This is a genomic window from Halopelagius fulvigenes (genome assembly GCF_055398025.1).
Genome location: NZ_AP043846.1, coordinates 2,545,862 through 2,563,153, shown reverse-complemented (window position 1 = coordinate 2,563,153; position 17,292 = coordinate 2,545,862). Strand labels below are relative to the sequence as shown.

The 17,292-nt window shown below is 66.8% G+C and carries 21 protein-coding genes; 12 read left to right on the top strand and 9 right to left on the bottom strand.

Features of this window, described 5'->3' with window-relative positions:
* Window positions 1-132 precede the first annotated feature (132 nt).
* The 4 genes from thiC to ACZ522_RS18065 all read left to right on the top strand — a co-directional run bounded on the left by thiC (window position 133) and on the right by ACZ522_RS18065 (window position 4,375).
* A complete protein-coding gene (gene thiC / locus ACZ522_RS18080; RefSeq protein ID WP_464391824.1) occupies window positions 133-1,530 on the top strand; it encodes a phosphomethylpyrimidine synthase ThiC in 1,398 nt (465 codons plus the stop codon).
* Window positions 1,531-1,648: 118 nt separating this feature from the next.
* Window positions 1,649-1,981, top strand: coding sequence for a hypothetical protein (locus ACZ522_RS18075; protein WP_379696385.1), 333 nt, complete (start codon window positions 1,649-1,651; stop codon window positions 1,979-1,981).
* Between the two features lie 214 nt (window positions 1,982-2,195).
* Window positions 2,196-3,641, top strand: a complete 1,446-nt coding sequence (locus tag ACZ522_RS18070; protein WP_379696388.1) for an APC family permease — start codon at window positions 2,196-2,198, stop codon at window positions 3,639-3,641.
* On the top strand, window positions 3,641-4,375 hold the full coding sequence (locus tag ACZ522_RS18065; protein ID WP_379696391.1) for a universal stress protein: 735 nt from the start codon (window positions 3,641-3,643) through the stop codon (window positions 4,373-4,375). The genes ACZ522_RS18070 and ACZ522_RS18065 overlap by 1 nt, the downstream gene beginning before the upstream one ends.
* A 9-nt stretch (window positions 4,376-4,384) precedes the next feature.
* On the opposite strand, the gene ACZ522_RS18060 is transcribed toward ACZ522_RS18065, so the two are convergent.
* Both ACZ522_RS18060 and ACZ522_RS18055 read right to left on the bottom strand, forming a co-directional pair.
* On the bottom strand, window positions 4,385-5,083 hold the full coding sequence (locus ACZ522_RS18060; RefSeq protein ID WP_379696394.1) for a universal stress protein: 699 nt from the start codon (window positions 5,081-5,083) through the stop codon (window positions 4,385-4,387).
* A gap of 11 nt (window positions 5,084-5,094) precedes the next feature.
* Window positions 5,095-5,289 (bottom strand): hypothetical protein, encoded by a 195-nt coding sequence (locus tag ACZ522_RS18055; protein ID WP_379696397.1) that lies wholly within the window; start codon window positions 5,287-5,289, stop codon window positions 5,095-5,097.
* Window positions 5,290-5,470: 181 nt separating this feature from the next.
* On the opposite strand from ACZ522_RS18055, the gene ACZ522_RS18050 reads away from it, so the two are divergent.
* Complete coding sequence (locus ACZ522_RS18050; protein WP_379696400.1) at window positions 5,471-6,154, top strand: haloacid dehalogenase type II; 684 nt, start codon at window positions 5,471-5,473, stop codon at window positions 6,152-6,154.
* Between the two features lie 10 nt (window positions 6,155-6,164).
* Here ACZ522_RS18050 and ACZ522_RS18045 read toward each other — a convergent pair whose 3' ends face one another.
* On the bottom strand, window positions 6,165-6,716 hold the full coding sequence (locus ACZ522_RS18045) for a type 1 glutamine amidotransferase domain-containing protein (RefSeq protein ID WP_379696403.1): 552 nt from the start codon (window positions 6,714-6,716) through the stop codon (window positions 6,165-6,167).
* Between the two features lie 98 nt (window positions 6,717-6,814).
* The gene (locus ACZ522_RS18040) at window positions 6,815-7,153 is read right to left on the bottom strand and encodes a hypothetical protein (protein ID WP_379696407.1); all 339 of its coding nucleotides are present in this window, start codon (window positions 7,151-7,153) and stop codon (window positions 6,815-6,817) included.
* A 66-nt stretch (window positions 7,154-7,219) separates the two neighbouring features.
* On the opposite strand from ACZ522_RS18040, the gene ACZ522_RS18035 reads away from it, so the two are divergent.
* Complete coding sequence (locus ACZ522_RS18035) at window positions 7,220-7,936, top strand: CehA/McbA family metallohydrolase (RefSeq protein WP_379696410.1); 717 nt, start codon at window positions 7,220-7,222, stop codon at window positions 7,934-7,936.
* 195 nt (window positions 7,937-8,131) lie between these two features.
* Here ACZ522_RS18035 and ACZ522_RS18030 read toward each other — a convergent pair whose 3' ends face one another.
* Entirely contained in the window at window positions 8,132-9,055 is a 924-nt protein-coding gene (locus tag ACZ522_RS18030; protein WP_379696413.1) for a bile acid:sodium symporter family protein, read from the bottom strand.
* A 273-nt stretch (window positions 9,056-9,328) separates the two neighbouring features.
* Here ACZ522_RS18030 and ACZ522_RS18025 point away from each other — a divergent pair, with 273 nt between their 5' ends.
* The 3 genes from ACZ522_RS18025 to ACZ522_RS18015 all read left to right on the top strand — a co-directional run bounded on the left by ACZ522_RS18025 (window position 9,329) and on the right by ACZ522_RS18015 (window position 11,700).
* Window positions 9,329-9,751: a universal stress protein gene (locus ACZ522_RS18025; protein WP_092535647.1), complete on the top strand. Its 423-nt coding sequence runs from the start codon at window positions 9,329-9,331 to the stop codon at window positions 9,749-9,751.
* 85 nt (window positions 9,752-9,836) lie between these two features.
* Window positions 9,837-11,090: a chloride channel protein gene (locus ACZ522_RS18020; protein WP_379696417.1), complete on the top strand. Its 1,254-nt coding sequence runs from the start codon at window positions 9,837-9,839 to the stop codon at window positions 11,088-11,090.
* A gap of 70 nt (window positions 11,091-11,160) precedes the next feature.
* The gene (locus tag ACZ522_RS18015; RefSeq protein ID WP_379696420.1) at window positions 11,161-11,700 is read left to right on the top strand and encodes an HPP family protein; all 540 of its coding nucleotides are present in this window, start codon (window positions 11,161-11,163) and stop codon (window positions 11,698-11,700) included.
* 34 nt (window positions 11,701-11,734) lie between these two features.
* Here ACZ522_RS18015 and ACZ522_RS18010 read toward each other — a convergent pair whose 3' ends face one another.
* The gene (locus ACZ522_RS18010; protein WP_379696423.1) at window positions 11,735-12,709 is read right to left on the bottom strand and encodes a DUF7972 family membrane protein; all 975 of its coding nucleotides are present in this window, start codon (window positions 12,707-12,709) and stop codon (window positions 11,735-11,737) included.
* A 62-nt stretch (window positions 12,710-12,771) separates the two neighbouring features.
* Window positions 12,772-13,314, bottom strand: coding sequence for a YdcF family protein (locus ACZ522_RS18005; RefSeq protein ID WP_379696426.1), 543 nt, complete (start codon window positions 13,312-13,314; stop codon window positions 12,772-12,774).
* A gap of 84 nt (window positions 13,315-13,398) precedes the next feature.
* On the opposite strand from ACZ522_RS18005, the gene ACZ522_RS18000 reads away from it, so the two are divergent.
* Window positions 13,399-13,953: a hypothetical protein gene (locus ACZ522_RS18000; RefSeq protein ID WP_379696430.1), complete on the top strand. Its 555-nt coding sequence runs from the start codon at window positions 13,399-13,401 to the stop codon at window positions 13,951-13,953.
* Between the two features lie 69 nt (window positions 13,954-14,022).
* Here the strand turns inward: ACZ522_RS18000 and ACZ522_RS17995 are convergent, their stop codons facing one another.
* The gene (locus tag ACZ522_RS17995; RefSeq protein WP_379696432.1) at window positions 14,023-14,322 is read right to left on the bottom strand and encodes a hypothetical protein; all 300 of its coding nucleotides are present in this window, start codon (window positions 14,320-14,322) and stop codon (window positions 14,023-14,025) included.
* A gap of 390 nt (window positions 14,323-14,712) precedes the next feature.
* Here ACZ522_RS17995 and ACZ522_RS17990 point away from each other — a divergent pair, with 390 nt between their 5' ends.
* Window positions 14,713-15,558, top strand: a complete 846-nt coding sequence (locus tag ACZ522_RS17990; protein WP_379696435.1) for a manganese catalase family protein — start codon at window positions 14,713-14,715, stop codon at window positions 15,556-15,558.
* A gap of 76 nt (window positions 15,559-15,634) precedes the next feature.
* Window positions 15,635-16,231 (top strand): HAD family hydrolase, encoded by a 597-nt coding sequence (locus ACZ522_RS17985; RefSeq protein WP_379696438.1) that lies wholly within the window; start codon window positions 15,635-15,637, stop codon window positions 16,229-16,231.
* A gap of 19 nt (window positions 16,232-16,250) precedes the next feature.
* Here ACZ522_RS17985 and ACZ522_RS17980 read toward each other — a convergent pair whose 3' ends face one another.
* The gene (locus ACZ522_RS17980; protein WP_379696441.1) at window positions 16,251-17,276 is read right to left on the bottom strand and encodes a DUF7972 family membrane protein; all 1,026 of its coding nucleotides are present in this window, start codon (window positions 17,274-17,276) and stop codon (window positions 16,251-16,253) included.
* Window positions 17,277-17,292: the final 16 nt, after the last annotated feature.

The window sequence follows — 17,292 nt, the reverse complement described above, 5'->3', positions numbered from 1 at the left end:
GGCGTGTCCGGAGCCCGCTTTCGCCGCGGACTCGTTCCCCCACCACAGAGTATATTACTAAGTGGTATTACTAGGTTGTCGATGGCAAAGACCCAACTCCAGCGCGCCCGAGGGGGCGAAACTACCCCCGCCGTGGAACGAGTCGCCGAGCGAGAGAACGCCGACCCGGAGTTCGTCCGACGGCAGGTTGCAGACGGGCGGGCGGTGATTCCGAACAACCGCGCCCACGAGTCGCTCGACCCGATGATAATCGGGCGGGAGTTCTCCACGAAGGTGAACGCGAACATCGGCAACAGCGATACGACCGGCGACGCCGAGGGGGAACTTCGGAAACTCCACGCCGCGGTCCACTACGGTGCCGACACGGTCATGGACCTCTCGACGGGCGAGAACCTCGACGAGACGCGCGAGGCGAACGTCGAACACTCGCCGGTTCCGATCGGGACGGTGCCGATTTACGAGGCCGTCAAGCGAGCGGACGGTCCCGAGGACATCACGCACGAACTGCTTCTCGACGTCGTCGAGAAGCAGGCCGAACAGGGCGTCGATTACATGACCATCCATGCGGGCGTGCTGATGGAGCACCTACCGCTGACCGACGGTCGGAAGACGGGTATCGTCTCGCGGGGCGGCTCCATCCTCGCCCGATGGATGGAGGAGAACGGGATGCAGAACCCCCTGTACGCGAAGTTCGAGGAGATATGCGACATCTTCGCCGAGCACGACGTGACGTTCTCGCTGGGGGACGGCCTCCGCCCCGGCAGTATCGCCGACGCCGGCGACGAGGCGCAGTTCGCCGAACTTGAGACGCTCGGGGAACTCACGCGCACCGCGCGGGAACGCGGCGTGCAGGTGATGGTCGAGGGGCCGGGCCACGTCCCGATGGACGAGATCGCCGACAACGTGGCGCGACAGCAGGACGTCTGCGACGGCGCGCCGTTCTACGTTCTCGGACCCCTCGTCACCGACATCGCGCCGGGGTACGACCACATCACGAGCGCGATCGGCGCGGCCGAGGCCGGACGCGCGGGCGCGGCGATGCTCTGTTACGTCACGCCCAAGGAGCACCTCGGCCTCCCCGACGAGGGAGACGTCCGAGACGGTCTCGCGGCGTACAGAATCGCGGCCCACGCCGCCGACGTCGCCAACGGCCTGCCGGGCGCGCGCGACTGGGACGACGCGCTCTCGGAGGCCCGGTACGAGTTCGACTGGCGGCGGCAGTTCGAACTCGCCTTGGACCCCGAACGCGCCCGGAGTTATCACGACCAGACGCTGCCCGGTGACAACTACAAGGACGCGCAGTTCTGCTCGATGTGCGGCGTCGAGTTCTGCTCGATGCGCATCGACCGGGACGCGCGGGACGCCGACGGCGAGATGGAGGCGATAGACGACGGGACGAATCTCGATACCTCCCCCGCCGCGGAGGCGAACCTCCCGCCGGTCGGCACCCACGACACCAGTCGCGTCCCCGACGAGATAGAAGTCGGCGGGGTCACGTTCACGCCCGAGGAGTCGCACGGAGGCGACTGAGAGCCGCCGCTCTCGAACGCTCCCGCGCGTCGAGGCGTACCGGACGAAGATATATCTCCGACGGGGCGCGATTGTCACCAACAGGAAGCTCATGTCCGCGACACGAACCCGCCGAGTGATGTACCCCGGACGGTGGTGGATTCCGGTTCTGGCGGTTCCCGTCCTGTTTCTCCTCTGGCTTTCGGTCAAACTGGTGAACCTCGCGTTCGGGCTGTCTCTCGGGCCGCGCGTTTCGGGGTACCTCGTTGAGACTGCATCGGCGCTCGTCGCCGTCAGTTACGCAATCTCCCTGTTCGCACCGTTCGCGCTCTACCACGACCGCGGGTACGTGAGCGAACGGTCCGAGTGGACGCCGACGCTCCTCTCCCTGTTCGTCTTCGTTCCGCTCCTGAACGTGCCGATAGCGACCCTCTATCTGGTCCGGCGTCGCCGGTTCGTGGGCGCTCCATAGTTCGTTCTCCCTACCCCCCGATGGTGAGCGAGAACCCCCACTCGAAGAGACCGTAATAGTGCGGGGCGAAGAGCTGTCCTCCGACGGTACCGAGGGGTCGTGACCGTCTCGATCGCTCCCCTCTCCGACGGATGAAGTGGCGGAACGGACGAATTACGTCGTATCCGACTACTTCTGCCCCAGCGGTAAAGAGCCGACGTCCGCTATCACTTATATGGCCGGTGTCTCCGAGGAGACGAACGTTGGTCGAGAGGGGGCCGCGAACCGGGACGGCGAAACGCCGGTCGTCGAACGGCCCGAGACGGCCGACGAGGCGACCGTCCACGAGGAGGGGACGGAACTCGAACGAACGATCGGCGTTCGGGGCGGCGTCGCCATCGGCGTCGGGACGATGATAGGCGCGGGCATCTTCGTGTTTCCGGGCATCGCCGCCGGGCAGGCGGGCCCCGCCGCCGCCGGATCGTTCGCGATCGGCGCAGTCATCGCACTTCTCGTCGCCTTACCTACGTCGGAACTGGCGACGGCGATGCCCCGAAGCGGCGGCGGGTACTACTTCATCTCTCGGGGTATGGGGTCGCTGTTCGGCGCCATCGTCGGCCTCTCGCTTTGGTTCGGCCTGGTGTTCGCCTCCGCGTTCTACCTTGTCGGGTTCGGGTTCTACGCGGAGGCCGTCCTCACCAGACTCGGCGTCTCGCTCGGCGGGTTCGACATCGTCGTCCCGTTGGCGCTTCTGTTCGGCGCGTTCCTGACCGCGCTGAACGTCACTGGGACGGAGAACGCGGCGAAGCTCCAGAACGGCGTGGTCGGAGTTCTGTTGGTCATCATCGTCGGATTCCTCACGTTCGGCGGCCTCTCGGCGTTCGGGTTCGTCGGCGACCCCGAACCCATTAGCGAACCGTTCCTGTCGCAGGGCGCGTTCTCGGTGTTGACCACCGCCGCGTTGGTATTCACGTCCTACCTCGGGTTCGCGCAGGTGGCCACCGTCGCCGGCGAAATCAAACAACCGGGGCGGAACCTCCCGCTGGCGATGGTCGGGTCCGTCGTCATCGTCGGCGTTCTGTACGTGGCGACTATCTTCGTGGCGGTCAGCGCCTTCGGCAGCGAACGCCTCTCGACGCTCGGGGAGACGGCGATGGTGACCGTCGCCGAGAGCTTCATGGGACCGCTCGGCGCGTTCCTCATCCTCGTCGGCGGGTTGCTCGCGACGGTGTCGAGCGCGAACGCGTCGATTCTCAGCACCTCGCGCGCGATTTACGCGGTGAGCAAGGACGCCCTCCTCCCGCGCGCCGCGAGTCGAATCAACCTGAAGTACGGCACCCCGCACGTCGCACTCGGGATGGCCGGCGGCCCGATTCTCGCGCTCATCCTCCTGGGCGAGGTGGACGTCCTCGCGGAAGTCGCCTCCTTCCTCCACCTCGTCATGTACGGGCTGATGTGCGTCGCGCTCATCGCGCTTCGCCGAGACGAACCCGAGTGGTACGACCCCGACTTCCGCGTCCCCGGCTACCCGGTCGTCCCGGTACTCGGCGGACTGGCCAGCTTCGCGCTCATCGGGTTCATGCAACCCGCTTCCCAGTTGATCGGTGCCGCGATAATGCTGCTCTCCGCGGGCTGGTACTTCTATTACGCTCGCGGCGTGAAGCTCAGGGGGGTCCTCTGATGACCGAACCCGACTGGACGGTACTCGTACCGTTGGAAGTCCTCGAAGGCGAGGCGGTGCCCGACACCGTCGTCGAACTGCTCTCGACGCTCTCCGTCGTCGTGCTGGGGTACCACGTGCTGCCCGAACAGACCCCGCCGGGACAGGCGCGGATGCAGTTCGAAGACCGGGCGCAGTCGATACTGGACGACGTGGCGAGCGACTTCCGCGAGGCCGGAAGCGCCTGCGAGACTCGCCTCGTGTTCACCCACGACGAGGAGCAGACGATGAACCGCGTCGCCGACGAGACGGGGTGCGGAGCGATCCTCGTGCCGAACCCGTCCTCGCGCGTCGAACGGGTGCTGGTCCCCCTCCGCGGGGAGGTGGACGTCGCCCGCGTCACGTCGTTCGTCGCGTCGATGCTCGGCGGCCGCGACGTCGGAGTGACGCTCTACCACGTCGCCGACGACGAGGCGTCCGAACCGGCGGGCCGGTCGATGGTGGAGGGCGCGGCGACGCGACTGCGCGAACGCGGCGTCCCGTCGGCCGGAATCGAGACGGAAGTCGCCGTCTCCGGCGCGCCGGTCCGAACCATCGCGGCCGCGGCCGCCGACCACGACGTCGTCGTCATGGGCGAGAGCGAACCGTCGCTCCGGTCGTTCCTCTTCGGCGAGACGGCCGAACAGGTCGCGGCCCAGTCGTTCGGACCGGTAGTCGTCGTCCGGCGTCCGCGGGGCGCGAACGCCAGCGAGTGACCGAGGCGTTCACTCCCGGATGACCACCACGGGGAGGTGAGTCTGGTCGGCGATGGATTGGTACGTGTTGCCGAAAACTCGCTCGAAGGTGGGTTCGCCCGTCTCGCCCATGACGATGAGGTCGTAGTCCCGGGATTTCTGGCTTATCTCGAACGGCGGGTCGTCGGACTCGGCCACCTCCGTGTCGATGGAGAACTTCGAGAACCCGGCGTCGACGAGTCTCTCCTTCAGCGAGGCGAGCATCTCCTCTTTCTCCGCGACGTCGTCCGCGTCGGTGACGTTGAGGAGCGTCGTGTGGTGGATGACGTCCTCGTTCAGCGTTCCGACGAACCGGGCGATGGACTCGGCGAACGTCTCGTCGCGGACGGCGATGAGGACTCTCCCGAGGTGCGTGATCGGGTTCGGAACCAACAGCGCGTCCACGTCGCGTTCCTCCGCGACGGCCGTCGGCGTCCCTTCTAACTCCTGCCCCGTGACCAGTTCGACCTCCGCGGTTTCGCCGGAGCGGACGAACTGGTGGGCCAGCGAGTACAGCGTGTAGTTCGCCTCGATTTCGCGTCGCTGCCGTTCGTCGGGGTCCACGTCGTCGGGCATCTCGTAGACGCCGAGGAGGATGACTCGACAGGAGGTGAAGCCGCCCACGAAGGAGGACGGAAGCGGGTCGGGGTCGGGGAACTCGATCGGAACCAAGAGCGTCGGTGAGGACATCGATAAATCACCTACGCCGACGTACGGACGACGCGGTAAAGTGTCTTTTCGATTAGACGAACGGGGATTCCGTCGACGGCACCGACCCGCGCCCGCAGGTGGACGACTGCGAGTCCGATCACCGTCGGCCCGAGGGCGGCGACGCCGTCGCCGCGTCGGAGTCCCGCACCGTCGGCGTAGGGGTACCGGAGAGAGTCTTCGAGCACGGTTACGCTCCATCGCTGCCTGTCCGACCTGAGAGAACCGTACGATGCGGTACCTATCGCTCGCTGAGGAGGAAACGGACTCTCGCGGACCGGCCTCCGCGGACGGGTTCGAGCGTTCTTTTCCCTTCCGTGCTAAGTAGTCCCAAGGTACTTCGCCCCGCGGGGCGTGACTCTACGCGCCATGTCCTTCGACCCCGACGCAGTCGAGACCATCGCGTTCGACTCCTACGGCACTATCGTGGACGTCACGGCGGTGGCGGAACCGCTCTCGGAGCACGTCGAGTCGCCCGACGCCGTCTCGAAACTCTGGCGGAACCGATCGCTGCTGTACGCGACGGTCGGGAACGCCATCGGAGAGTACGACTCGTTCTTCGAGATGAACTGCCACGCGCTCCGGTACGCCCTCGAAACGCTGGGAATCGACCTCTCGGAGGACGAACGCGAGGAGGTGCTCTCGACGTACCACGAACTGCCGGTGTTCGACGACGTCCGCGAGGGGATGGAGCGACTGCACGACGCGGGCTACGACCTGTACGTCGTCTCCAACGGCAGCGAGGAGATGCTCGAATCGATGGTCGAACACGCGGATCTCGGCGACCTGATAGCGGAGACGGTGAGCGCCGACGAGATTGAGCAGTTCAAACCCGACCCCGGCCTGTACGAACACGCCGCCGACCGAATCGGGACGCCGATAGAGGAGATAACGTTCGTCGCCGCGGGGTGGTGGGACGTGCCGGGGGCGATGAACGCCGGGATGCAGGGCGTCTGGGTCAACCGGCAGGACACGCTCTGGGGTCCCTACGAGGCGGACCCCGATATGACCGTCGAGACGTTCGTCGAGTTCGCCGACGAACTCGGGGTCTGACCGCCTCCCGTCACTCGCCGCCGTCGCCGAACACCTCGACGATCTGCTCGCAGTACGCGTCGAGGTCGTCCGGTTTCCGACTCGTCACCAACCGCCCGTCGGTGACGACTTCCTCGTCCACCCACTCGCCGCCCGCGTTCCGGATGTCGGTCCGGAGGCTCGGGTAGGAGGTGAGCGTCCGACCCTCCACGACGTCGGCCTCGACCAGCGTCCACGGGCCGTGACAGATCGCGCCGACCGGCTTGTCCGCCTCGAAGAACTCGCGGACGAACGACACCGTCTCCTCGTCGGCGCGGAGTTTGTCCGCCCCGACGGTGCCGCCCGGGACGAGCAACGCGTCGTAATCGTCGGCGGAGACGTCGGAGACCGCCTTCTCTACCTCGTGCGTCCCGGCCGAGTTGAGGTCGCTCTCGACGGTCTGGGCGTCGCCCGTCTCCGGGCCGACCGCGTCCGCGTTCGCCCCGGCGTCCTCGACGGCCTGCCGCGGTTCGGTGAACTCGACCTCTTCTGTCCCCTCCGGTGCGAGCAGAATCGCCACGTTCGTATCGTCGAGCGCAGTCATGGTGTCTCGTCTCGAAACTGCGCCTCGACGTCCCTAAGTCGTGTGGCGAACCGTTCTTCCCCGCCGAGAACGCCGCGTCGAGGACCTCGCCGACGGACTCACGCGCCGTCGGCGCGGGCGAGCAGTTGGCGTCGGAGGCGTCGCACGTCCCGTCGCTCCCTGTCGCGCCACGGTTTGAACAGGAGGAAAAGCGCCCGTCGTCGGAGGAACCGAGCGAGGTAGGCGACGCTCGCATCCGAGAGCGTGACCGTCTGGAGGGTCGCGCCCGTCTCCTCTGTGTCCCCCAGTTGGGTCTCGATGGACCGCCGCAGTTCGTAGACGTACTCCCACTCCTCGGACCGAGAGCGGAGGGCGTACATCGCCCTGTTCTCCCGCGACCGCAACCAGTTACAGAGGACGTACCACTCTTCGGACTCCAACGCGATATCGCGGGGCATCGTCTCGGGGACCGTGCTACCGGGGCCGAAAGTATTGGTATTGTGGCCGCGCTACCCCGAACCCCCATGGCCGGCGATGTCTCCGTCGCTATCGACCCGCACGTCCACTCTGAGGGCTCCTACGACGGCCGTGAACCGGTTGAGTTGCTCCTCGAACAGGCCGACGACATCGGTCTGGACGGCATCGTCGTCACGGACCACGACGAGATAGACGAGTCCCTCCGGGCCGCCGAGTTGGCCCCCGAGTACGGCCTCGTCGGCATCCCCGGCGTCGAAGTCTCCACCGCCGCGGGGCACGTCCTCGCCATCGGCGTCGAAGAACGGCCGGAACCCCGACGGCCGTTCGACGAGACGGTCGAGACCGTCCGCGAGTTGGGCGGCGTCGCCGTCGTCCCCCACCCGTTCCAGCGAACCCGCCACGGCGTCCGAAAGCGACGAATCACGGACTGCGACGCCGTCGAGGTGTTCAACTCGTGGGTGTTCACGGGCTACCGCAACCGCCGGGCGAAGCGGTTCGCCGAGAACGAGGGCTACCCCGGCGTCGCCGCCAGCGACGCCCACTCGGCGGGGTATCTCGGGCGCGCGTTCACGGAGTTCACGGTACCCGACGCCGAGTCGAAAGCCGAGATCGACGGCGACGACGTGGTGGAGGCGATGGACGACGGCAGCGCGGAGATTCACGGCCGCCGCCAACCGCTGATTCGGAGCGCACACCACTACCTCGTCGGCGCGGGGCGGAAGACGGGGTGGGCGCTCAGCCGTCGCGCGCCGAACATTCTGTGACTCGGTGGACTGCCGCGGGCACCCACGAGAACGACCACACGGGCTCGAAGGCTCGGCGAACAATCGGGCGTCGCAGTCGAAGCGTGGGTTCTCGGGCGTCACTCAGCGGAGTCACTCCTCGGAGTCGAACACGTCGGGGTTCTCCGGCCCCTCGGCGCGGACGAACGCCTGCCCGACGGCGAGGAGTGACCGCGACTAGCCCCTCCCGGCGAAGAACCGGGCCAACCCGGCGCTTGTGACCATCTCGACGACGCCGAACGCGACGGCGGGGAGGGACGCCGCCGGGGGGAACCCCGCGGCGACGACGAGGGCGGCGGCGACGGCGAAGTCCCGCATCCCCACCGAGAGCGTCGCGGCGATCCGTTCCTCGGGGGCGAGGGACCGTCCGGCGACCCAGCCGAGGGCGTAGCCCCCGCCGTTGAGGGCGAGAGCGCCGACGGCGACGACGGCCAGTAGCGTCCCCCCGGACCGGACGACCGGCGCGTTCGCCGCCGCGACGATGCCGATGACGAGGACGACCATCAGCGCCGACACCGACGGGTACACGCCGTCGTACCGGCCCACGCGCCGCGGCCACCGCCACCGCGCGGCTATCGCCGCCGTCATCGGAATCACCACGGCGACGGCGAGTTGCTTGACGATCACGAGGGCGTCCACCGACACCGCGTCCCCGAGGAGGACGCGCAGAACCCCCGGGACGAAGGCGACCGTTCCGAACCCGACGGCGACGAGCGAAACCGTCGAGAGCGCCGTGTCGCCGCCGCTCAGTTCGGTCATCGTCGGCGTCACCAACTCCGGCGTCACCGCCCCGAGGACGACGAACCCCGCGGTCAACGGCGGGGACAGTCCGAGGAGGCGGGCGACGCCGAAGGCGACGAACGGCATCGCCGACTGGACGAGCAGAATCGTCGCCACCGCCCTGCCGCGCAACCCGCGGAACCGTTCCGGCGAGAGCGTCAGCGAGACGCTCCCGACCATGACCGCGAGAATCGGCGTCGAAAGCGGCGTGAGAGCGGAGAGCGACGGCGCGGCGAACCCGACGCCGACGGACAGAAGCACCAACGCGAGGAGGTGGTCGTCCACGAAGGCGGCCGCCCGACCGAGGCGAGAGGGTGGCATCGGACACCGCCGTCTTTCGGCGGTCCCGGCTTGTCGGTTCTGGTTCGGGGCCTCGGATGCCCCGAACCGTCTCGACGGCGACGAGGGAGAACCCGCCGTGCGGGAGGGTGCTGAGAACGACCGAACTTCGCTCCGGGACGCTCGACCCGACGGCCGCGACGACGGCCCCGCGGACGGCCACCGGCAGGCCGTCCCGCCTGCTGAGTCGCCCGGCGGCGCGGCGACTCGGGATCCTCGCCAGCATATTAGTTCTCTCCGGTCTCTATGCTACCTATGTACGACGCGATACTCGTTCCGACCGACGGAAGCGAGGCGGCGATGGACGCGGCGAAGCACGCGTACAGCCTCGGCGAACGGTACGACGCGACGGTCCACGTCCTCTCGGTCGTCACGAACAGCGAAAGCGCCACGATAGTCGGACAGGGAGACGAGAAGCTGGACACCCTCCGCGAACGCGGGACCGACTCGACGCGACGAATCGTCGAAGAGGCTCTCTCGCGGGACGTCGACGCCGTCGGCGCGGTCGAGATCGGAACCCCCGACCGGACGATTCTCGGCTACGCGGAGGAGAACGATATCGACGTCATCGTGATGAGCACCCACGCTCGGTCCGGCGTCGGCCGGTTCCTCAGGGGGAGCGTCACCGAACAGGTCATCCGCGACGGGGAGACGCCCGTGCTCGCGATACAGCGGTAACCGGAGAGCGCGAGTCGGTCGGACGGCGGAGGGGGAGCGCTCGAGAACGTAAATCAAGCCCCCCTCCACCCCGTATCCGCCTCTAATGGACATCGCCCGGTTGAACGAACGCGAGTTCCACCACATGCTTCTGGTCGCCGCCGTCTTGGGCGTCGGCGTCGGCCTCGTCGCCACTGGTTTCCGTCTCGTCTGGCTCTTCGTCAAGCACCACCTCTGGGGGGCGTTGGCCGCGCCCTACTGGCGCGTCCCGGTCAGCGTCGCCGCGGGTATCCTCATCGGCGCTATCCTCTATGCGACGTTCTACCCGGGGGCGCTCTCCACCCTCGTCCAGCAGTTCCACGCCGAGGGGCGCGTCGAAATCGAGGAGAACGTCCCCATCATCCCCGTCGGTCTCATCGGTCTGGTCGCCGGGCAGAACGCCGGCCCCGAGGGCGTGATGTCGGTCGTGGGCGGGTCGTTCGGGACGTACGTCTCTGAGCTGTTCGAGTTCGAGAACTCCGCGAAGTTGCTGACCCTCGCGGGGATGGGCGCGGGGTTCGGGGCGATTCTGGGCGCGCCCATCGGCGGCGCACTGCTCTGGTTAGAACTCCCCCACGAACGCGGACTGGAGTACTACGAGGCTATCGTCCCCACGTTCGTCGCCTCGTTCGCCGGTTACCTCACCGAAGTCGTCCTCGGCGGGATGGAACTGTTCCCCGCGTGGAAGACGGCGTCCATCGTGCCGCTGACCCCCGCGCAGTTGGGGTGGGCCGTCGCCGTTGGTCTCCTCTGTATCCCGTTCGGACTAGTGTACTCGAAGACGTTCTCGGTGATAGGACGGCTGTTTCGTCGGATGTCGCTCGCCGTCTACGTCCGAACGACGCTCGCCGGCGGCGTCATCGGCGTGCTCGGTTGGCTCGTTCCGCTGTCGTACTTCTACGGCGGTTCGAAGATGAACGTCCTGATGGAACGGGGTGCGTCGCTCGGTCCCGAGGGGTTGATGCTCACGCTCGCCGCGGTGATGGTCGCCGCCGGGTTCACGATTCACGGCAACTGGATCGGCGGCCTCATCATCCCGCACATGTTCATGGGGGCACTCGTCGGTCAAGCGGCGGCGTTGGTTGTTCCCGGCCTCTCGCCCGTGCTGGCGACGCTCGCGGGGATGGCCGCGTTCAACTCCGTCGTGACGGGGACGCCGCTCTCCTCGGCGCTCATCGCCATCGCCCTCACGGACGGTGCGAGCATCACTCCGGTGTTCCTCGCATCGCTCGTGGCGTTCGGAGCGAGTCCGTCCGTGCGGTTCCTCGACGAAGCCGCGCCGCGCTCGGAGTCTCCAAACTTCCACATCTCCGACGACTGACCGCGCCGCGCGACGAGCGCTCGAACCGTTCGGTCAGAGTGTTGAACAGGGCGGGGAACGACGGAGACGTATGAACCGGCGGCGAATGGGGACGAGCCTGTACGCGGGGGTGCTATTTAGCATCCTCGGGCTCGTCGGGTGGGTGAGCGGACATCCGTTCATCTTCCCGAGTCTCGGACCGTCGGCGTTCATCCTCGCGTTCGAGCGTCGCGGCGAACGGACGAGGACGTACCGAATCGTCGGGGGCCACCTCATCGGCGGCGTCTGCGGACTGTTCGCCTACTGGCTCCTCGCCGCGGGGACGGTGCTCACGACGTCTCCGCCCGGTCTCTCCCTGGAGGGCCTTCGGCTCGCCGCGAGCGGGTTTCTCTCCGTCGTCCTGACGAGTTGGGGGATGATAGCGACCGACACGAAGCACGCGCCGGCCTGCGCGACGACGCTCATCGTCTCGCTCGGACTGCTCTCGTCGCTGACCGAAGTCGCCATCATCGTCGCGAGCGTCGTTATCCTCGTCGAAACGCACTTGGGCGTGCTGTGGGCGTTCGAGCGGATCGTCGGCGACATCCCCGAACCGTCCGCGGCGGGCGACGAGGCCGAATCGACCGAGTGACCGAGAAGGGCACGCGCGACGGACGGAGGGCCCCTCACTGTTCCTGTTCGGGCGTCGTGAACGGAATCGTCGCGGCCGTCCGTTTCGTGACGGTGGCGATGCGGAGGATGTACGCGAACAGGACCGAGAGGGGGGCGAGGCCGACAGTCACGACCGCGGGGACCAACAGGGGGACGACGAACGACGGGACGGACGCCCCCGACGAGGCGGTGAACAGGAACAAGCCGGACGCGACGCCGGCCACCGCGGGAAGTCCGACGTAGAACAGGCGACGCGACAGTTCGGCGAGTTGCTGTTGGAGGTAGATGGATTTGAAGTACTGCCGCGCGACGTCGATGCGCTGGAGTTCGTCGATGAGCCTGTCTATCGCCTCCTTCACGTGCCCCGGGAGGCTGTCGTCGTGCCGCGATTTGATCCGGCGGAGGCGGTTGATGTCCCTCGCGTAGTTGGTGGTGAGCGTCGCCGAGAGGACGTGGAACGTCGACGCGTCCGACTTTTGGAGGAGCCGGTCCGTCCGGTCCAGTTGTTCGGTCACCCGCGAGACGGCGGCGTCGACTTCGCCGTACACCTCGTCGTTCGTCTCCGCGATGGAGAGGCCGCCTAACTCCTGCGCCGCCTTCCGCGTGTTCTCGACGACCAACCGGAGGAAACCCAACGGTTCCACCGGGGCGATTCGCCCGGCGGCGTCCTCGACGTCCGTCCGGTAGTCGATGACGCCCTCCATCTGCGACTCCAGTTCGTCGGGCGTGCCTAGCTCCCGCGAGAGCAACAGTTGACTGATGGAGACGACGACGGTGATGACGGTGAGGTTGCCGCTGATCAGTCCGCCGTACACGTAGTAGATAGGCTGCTTACTCACGAACAGGCTCAGGCCCGAGAGACTCAGTGAGGTGACGAAGACGAACAGAGCGAGGGCCGTTATCCCCGCGACGACGGCTCTGCTGCCGTCGAGCAAGAACCACTCTCTCCACTTCCCTTTGGAGGCCCAAGACTCCTCCTTCGATGACATCGACGTCGACTAGGACACCGATTTCAAAAGACTCCTCGGCCGTCGCGCCGCGTACGGCGTTTTCAGCGCGAAGATTCGAACAGGTCGCGCAGTTCCGCCACGTCGCCGGGCGTCGTCCCGCCGAAGAACTCCCTGTCTCGCTTCGACATCCGGCGAATCTCCGCCTCGGTGAACGTCATCTCCGGGTCTATCGACGCTCTCGGTTCGACGCAGCGACTCGCGTCTATCTCGTACTCCTGGCCGAAACACCGCTCGAAGATGTACTTCGCCCGTCGCAGGTGCAGGCAGGAACTGACGACGCGGACGGTGTCGCCGCCCCAGTCAAGTTCGTCCACGAGGAGGCGGGTGAAGAAGCCGTTCTCCCGCGTGTTACGGGCGTTCGACTCCACCAGCACCGTCTCTCGGGGGACGCCGCGCGTCACCGCGTAGTCGCGCATCGCCTCGGCCTCCGACTTCGGAACGTCCGGGTTCGTCGCCCCGCCGGTGAAAATCAGGTACGGGGCGTCCGTCTCTCGGAACACGTCGATGGAGAGGTCCACGCGCCGCCGGAGGTGCGTGTGAACCTCCTCGCCGATCAACCGCTGTCCGAGCGTAATCACGACCATGGGCGGATACCGCGCCCGCGGCGACGTAAGTGGCGGTGAAGTCCGTCGGCCCCGCCCGACGCCTCCCGAACGTATATGGCTCGGGTGCCTGCCACATCCTCCCATAGCCAGTGCAGGCATCGAGTTCCTGTTCGAGTCGGCCGCCGCCCGCGGTTCGTCCGAGCGTACCTGCCCGAGGCGTGGGACCGGTTCGACGGCCTCGACTCGCGGAGGCTCGCGACGTACGGTGAGGAGGGGTACGACAGCCTCCTCGAACAGCAACAGGACGCCAAGGGCGAGGCGGGCGGCGAGTGGGACTACCGGCTGAAACCCCTCGTCTCGGAGTTCTCGCTGTCGTACCTCCGCGAATTCGGGGAGACGCTTCCGCCGGTCGGGGACGAACGCGACGGGAACCCCCTGGCGTTCGGCTTCTGGGCCGTCATCCACTACGCGATGATTCAGTGCGGGTACGACTGGTACGAAGAGACGGCCGCCTGCGGGAAGGCGATGCGGAACCGGCTGAAGTCCGTCGCGGCCTACCGCGGGGCCGACGCCGCCCGCGAGGAGTACGACCGACTGCCCGCCGAGTTGGAGGCGTACGAAGCCGAGTTGGAGGCGTACCTCGACGCTCACCCGACGAGCGAGGCGACGATACGCTGACGGTCGGCCGTCCTTCCTCTCGCCGCGAGAACAGTCGACTGCGCCGCGTTCGGAACGCGTCCGGCGACGTTACGGCCCGGCCCCGGAGTCGTCGGGCGTCTGCTCCAGGAGCGTCCGACCGTCGTCCTCGAACGCCTCCGGCACCTCGCCGTTCTCGACGAGGTTTTCGAGCATCGGCTTACACTGCGGGTGCGCGAGGCTCTCTAACGCCTGTTTCCGCAGGTCGTCTCCGAGGCCGTCGTTCCGGACCAATTCGGCCAGCGTGTCGCACTCGTTCGCCGCTTCGAGTTGGTCTATCGCCCGTTCGCGCTCCTCTCTGTCGCTCGATTCGTCGAGCGCGATTTCGTGGTTCTCCTCGGGGGTTGCCATGACGGACAGAGAGTTTCGGTGGTCGCCACTATACCCTTGTGGGCACCGTTCGCGCACGCTACCTGTCGATCTCGCCGCACGTTCGTCGCGCGGACGCCGACGCGCAGAATCGAGAGCGGGTCGCTCGCCGTCCCCTCCCTCCGCGACTTCCGGCGGCGTCGGAGTCGCCGAAAGCGGGGGGACGCTCCGACCGTTCGCGGCGAACGAGCCGGGTCGATATTCATCTATAGATGACGACATCTGGGTGCCCGAGCGCGAAATTAGCATATGGCGAATTCCTGTATTGGTTCGGTAGAGTCACTCTCTACAGGATTTCAACGTACGACAGTTGCGACTGTCTGTAATGTCAGCCATATGAATTTTTTACGTGGCGACCGACCGACGACGTGGATGTTTTACCACGACAACGACCTGCAGTACCCCGTCGAAGTCGAAGAGCCCGACCCGAGATTCGCGAAGATGCTGCAGGAGGCCATCGGCGGCGTCGAAGGCGAGATGCGCGTCTGCCTCCAGTACCTCTTCCAGTCTTGGGGCGTCCCGGACGAACACGAGGAGTACCGGAAACTGCTCTTGGAGACCGCGACGGAGGAGATAGGCCACATCGAGATGCTGGCGACGGCGGTGACGAAGAACCTCGAAGGCGCGCCGACGCAACTGAAAGACGAGATGACGGAGGACCCCGTCATCAACGCGACGATGTCCGGCATGATGCCGCGACAGTACCTCTCCTCGGGCCTGAAGGCGATGCCCGTGGACGCCAACGGCAACCCCTTCAACGCGAGTTACGTCGTCGCGTCGGGTAACCTCGCGGCCGACATGTACGCGAACGTCATGGCCGAATCGACCGGTCGGCTTCTGGCGACGCGCCTGTACGAGATGACCGACGACCCCGGCATGAAGGACATGCTCGCGTACCTCATCGCCCGCGACACGATGCACCAGAACCAGTTCCTGAAGGCGGTGCAGTCGCTCGGTGACCCGGACGACCCCCACGACCACCTGCCGATTCCGGACAGCTTCCCCGACGCCAAGGAACTGGAGGAGTACAACTACTCGTTCCTCTCGACGATGCGCGAGAAGGCCGACTACGAAGCGCCGTGGACCGAGGGCATGTCGGTGGACGGCGAGGGCGAGTTCTCCCTCCTGCACGAACTGGACCTCGAAGGCGGCGAACGGAGCGTCCCGAAGGCGAACCCCGAGACGCACAACGAAGTCAAGGAGAAAGGCGAGGACTGAGGCGCGCCGACCGCCGAACGCGCAGTCGCCGCCTTCCCCGGCTACCTTTTTCTCGCGCCGCCCCGAACCGCCGCCCGTGACCGCCATCGTGTTCGACCTCGACGGGACGCTTCTCCGTCCGACGCGACCCTACCGCGACGTCCTCTCCGACGCCTTCGAGGCGGCGACGGGCGAAGTCAGGCCGGAGTGGGTGGACGCCTACGACGAGGCGTTCTGGGACCTGTTCTCCGACTGCGAGCCCGACCCGTTTCGCGGCGCGTTCTCCCGGATAGACGGGTGCCCCGACCCGGACTCGCTGGTCGAGTCGCTTCGAGAGTACGAGTGCGAGTCGATGCGCCCGCCCGACGGGGTCCGCGCCGACCTCGAACGCCTCTCCGAGGAGTACCGACTGGGCGTCCTCACCAACGGCGTCCGTGAGTGGCAGGTGCACAAACTCCGGACACACGGCCTGTTCGACTACTTCGACGCGGTGGTGGCGTCCTACGAAGTCGGCGCGCACAAACCGGACGCCGCGCCCTACCGCGCCGTCGAGGAACGCCTCCCCGCCGAGGCGTACGCGATGGTCGGCGACTCCGAGACGGACGTTCGGGGCGCGCGCGACGCCGGGTGGACCGCCCACCGGTACGACGGCGGCGGGTTCGGCGACCTTCCGGACGCCCTCGTCGGTGCGTGAGTCCGGGCCTCGCGGACGCTCAGTCGATATCCCCGGAGGTGAGGGTGAACCCGCCCGGGTCGAGCGAGTACTTCGAGACGACGAGGATTCTGAGCATGTAGGAACTCAACAGCACGTACGGCGAGAGTGCGATGACGAACGCGATGCTGACGTAGAGGAGTCGGGGTTGTATCCCGAACGCCGTCGCCGTCGGGAACAGTCCGGCGTCGATGGCCAAGAGGACGAACGACGTGAAGACGATGACCGGAAGCGACAGCACCAGGAGGTCACTCGAGAGGCTTCGAACCTCCCGTCGGTAGTAGAGCGTCGTGAAGTACTCCCTCCCAGAGGCGAAGTGAGTCAGAATCGATTGGAGGCTCTCCAACGCCGACAGTTGGGCGTCGTCGAGTTGACCGTCGTACTGCCACTCCAAGTAGCGCGCGCGGTTGATTCGGGCCGCGTAGTCGAAGTCCAACCCGGCGAGAAGCGTCGCAGGGACGTCCCGATTCCCCGACCGAAGGCGCGTCCGGATGCGTTCGACGTCCGCCGCGACAGTCTCGGCGAACGCTGTCACCTCCCGGTTGGCCCTCGACTCGCCTCGTTCTCTCGTCGCGTCGAGGAGTGCGTCCGTCTGCCGTCTGATGCCGTACGCGACGAACCGGTAGAATCCGCCGACTTCCGCCGGGCTGACGCCGGATCCGAGCGACTGTTCGAGGTCCATCTGGTACGCTATCGAGTCTTCGACCTGCGTCTGTTTCGTCCGAAGCGGTCCGGACTCCTCCGAGAGGAAGGCGGTGTTTATCGAGAGGACGACGGAGACGAACAGGATGATGCCGCCGAGGAGCGTGTTGAAGAGCGTCTGAATCGCCCTCGTCTCCGTCACCAGCGTCTCCATCTCTATCTCCCACGTCGTCCCGACGGCGACGAGAAAGAGGAGTATCGACGCGGAGAGGAAGACGGCGAGCGTTCGTCGACTGCCCGTGAGAAACGCCCACCGGAGCGGATACGCCTCCAATCGCTGGCGGCGACTCCCCGTCGAACCGCGTTCTGCCGTCTCGTCGTTCATCGTGGATTTCCACCAT

Coding starts and splice junctions, on each gene's coding strand:
- ACZ522_RS18075 (WP_379696385.1), top strand. CDS start 1,649: ATGTACCCCGGACGGTGGTGGATTCCGGTTCTGGCGGTTCCCGTCCTG.
- ACZ522_RS18070 (WP_379696388.1), top strand. CDS start 2,196: ATGGCCGGTGTCTCCGAGGAGACGAACGTTGGTCGAGAGGGGGCCGCG.
- ACZ522_RS18065 (WP_379696391.1), top strand. CDS start 3,641: ATGACCGAACCCGACTGGACGGTACTCGTACCGTTGGAAGTCCTCGAA.
- ACZ522_RS18060 (WP_379696394.1), bottom strand. CDS start 5,083: ATGTCCTCACCGACGCTCTTGGTTCCGATCGAGTTCCCCGACCCCGAC.
- ACZ522_RS18050 (WP_379696400.1), top strand. CDS start 5,471: ATGTCCTTCGACCCCGACGCAGTCGAGACCATCGCGTTCGACTCCTAC.
- ACZ522_RS18045 (WP_379696403.1), bottom strand. CDS start 6,716: ATGACTGCGCTCGACGATACGAACGTGGCGATTCTGCTCGCACCGGAG.
- ACZ522_RS18040 (WP_379696407.1), bottom strand. CDS start 7,153: ATGCCCCGCGATATCGCGTTGGAGTCCGAAGAGTGGTACGTCCTCTGT.
- ACZ522_RS18035 (WP_379696410.1), top strand. CDS start 7,220: ATGGCCGGCGATGTCTCCGTCGCTATCGACCCGCACGTCCACTCTGAG.
- ACZ522_RS18030 (WP_379696413.1), bottom strand. CDS start 9,055: ATGCCACCCTCTCGCCTCGGTCGGGCGGCCGCCTTCGTGGACGACCAC.
- ACZ522_RS18025 (WP_092535647.1), top strand. CDS start 9,329: ATGTACGACGCGATACTCGTTCCGACCGACGGAAGCGAGGCGGCGATG.
- ACZ522_RS18020 (WP_379696417.1), top strand. CDS start 9,837: ATGGACATCGCCCGGTTGAACGAACGCGAGTTCCACCACATGCTTCTG.
- ACZ522_RS18015 (WP_379696420.1), top strand. CDS start 11,161: ATGAACCGGCGGCGAATGGGGACGAGCCTGTACGCGGGGGTGCTATTT.
- ACZ522_RS18010 (WP_379696423.1), bottom strand. CDS start 12,709: ATGTCATCGAAGGAGGAGTCTTGGGCCTCCAAAGGGAAGTGGAGAGAG.
- ACZ522_RS18005 (WP_379696426.1), bottom strand. CDS start 13,314: ATGGTCGTGATTACGCTCGGACAGCGGTTGATCGGCGAGGAGGTTCAC.
- ACZ522_RS17995 (WP_379696432.1), bottom strand. CDS start 14,322: ATGGCAACCCCCGAGGAGAACCACGAAATCGCGCTCGACGAATCGAGC.
- ACZ522_RS17990 (WP_379696435.1), top strand. CDS start 14,713: ATGTTTTACCACGACAACGACCTGCAGTACCCCGTCGAAGTCGAAGAG.
- ACZ522_RS17980 (WP_379696441.1), bottom strand. CDS start 17,276: ATGAACGACGAGACGGCAGAACGCGGTTCGACGGGGAGTCGCCGCCAG.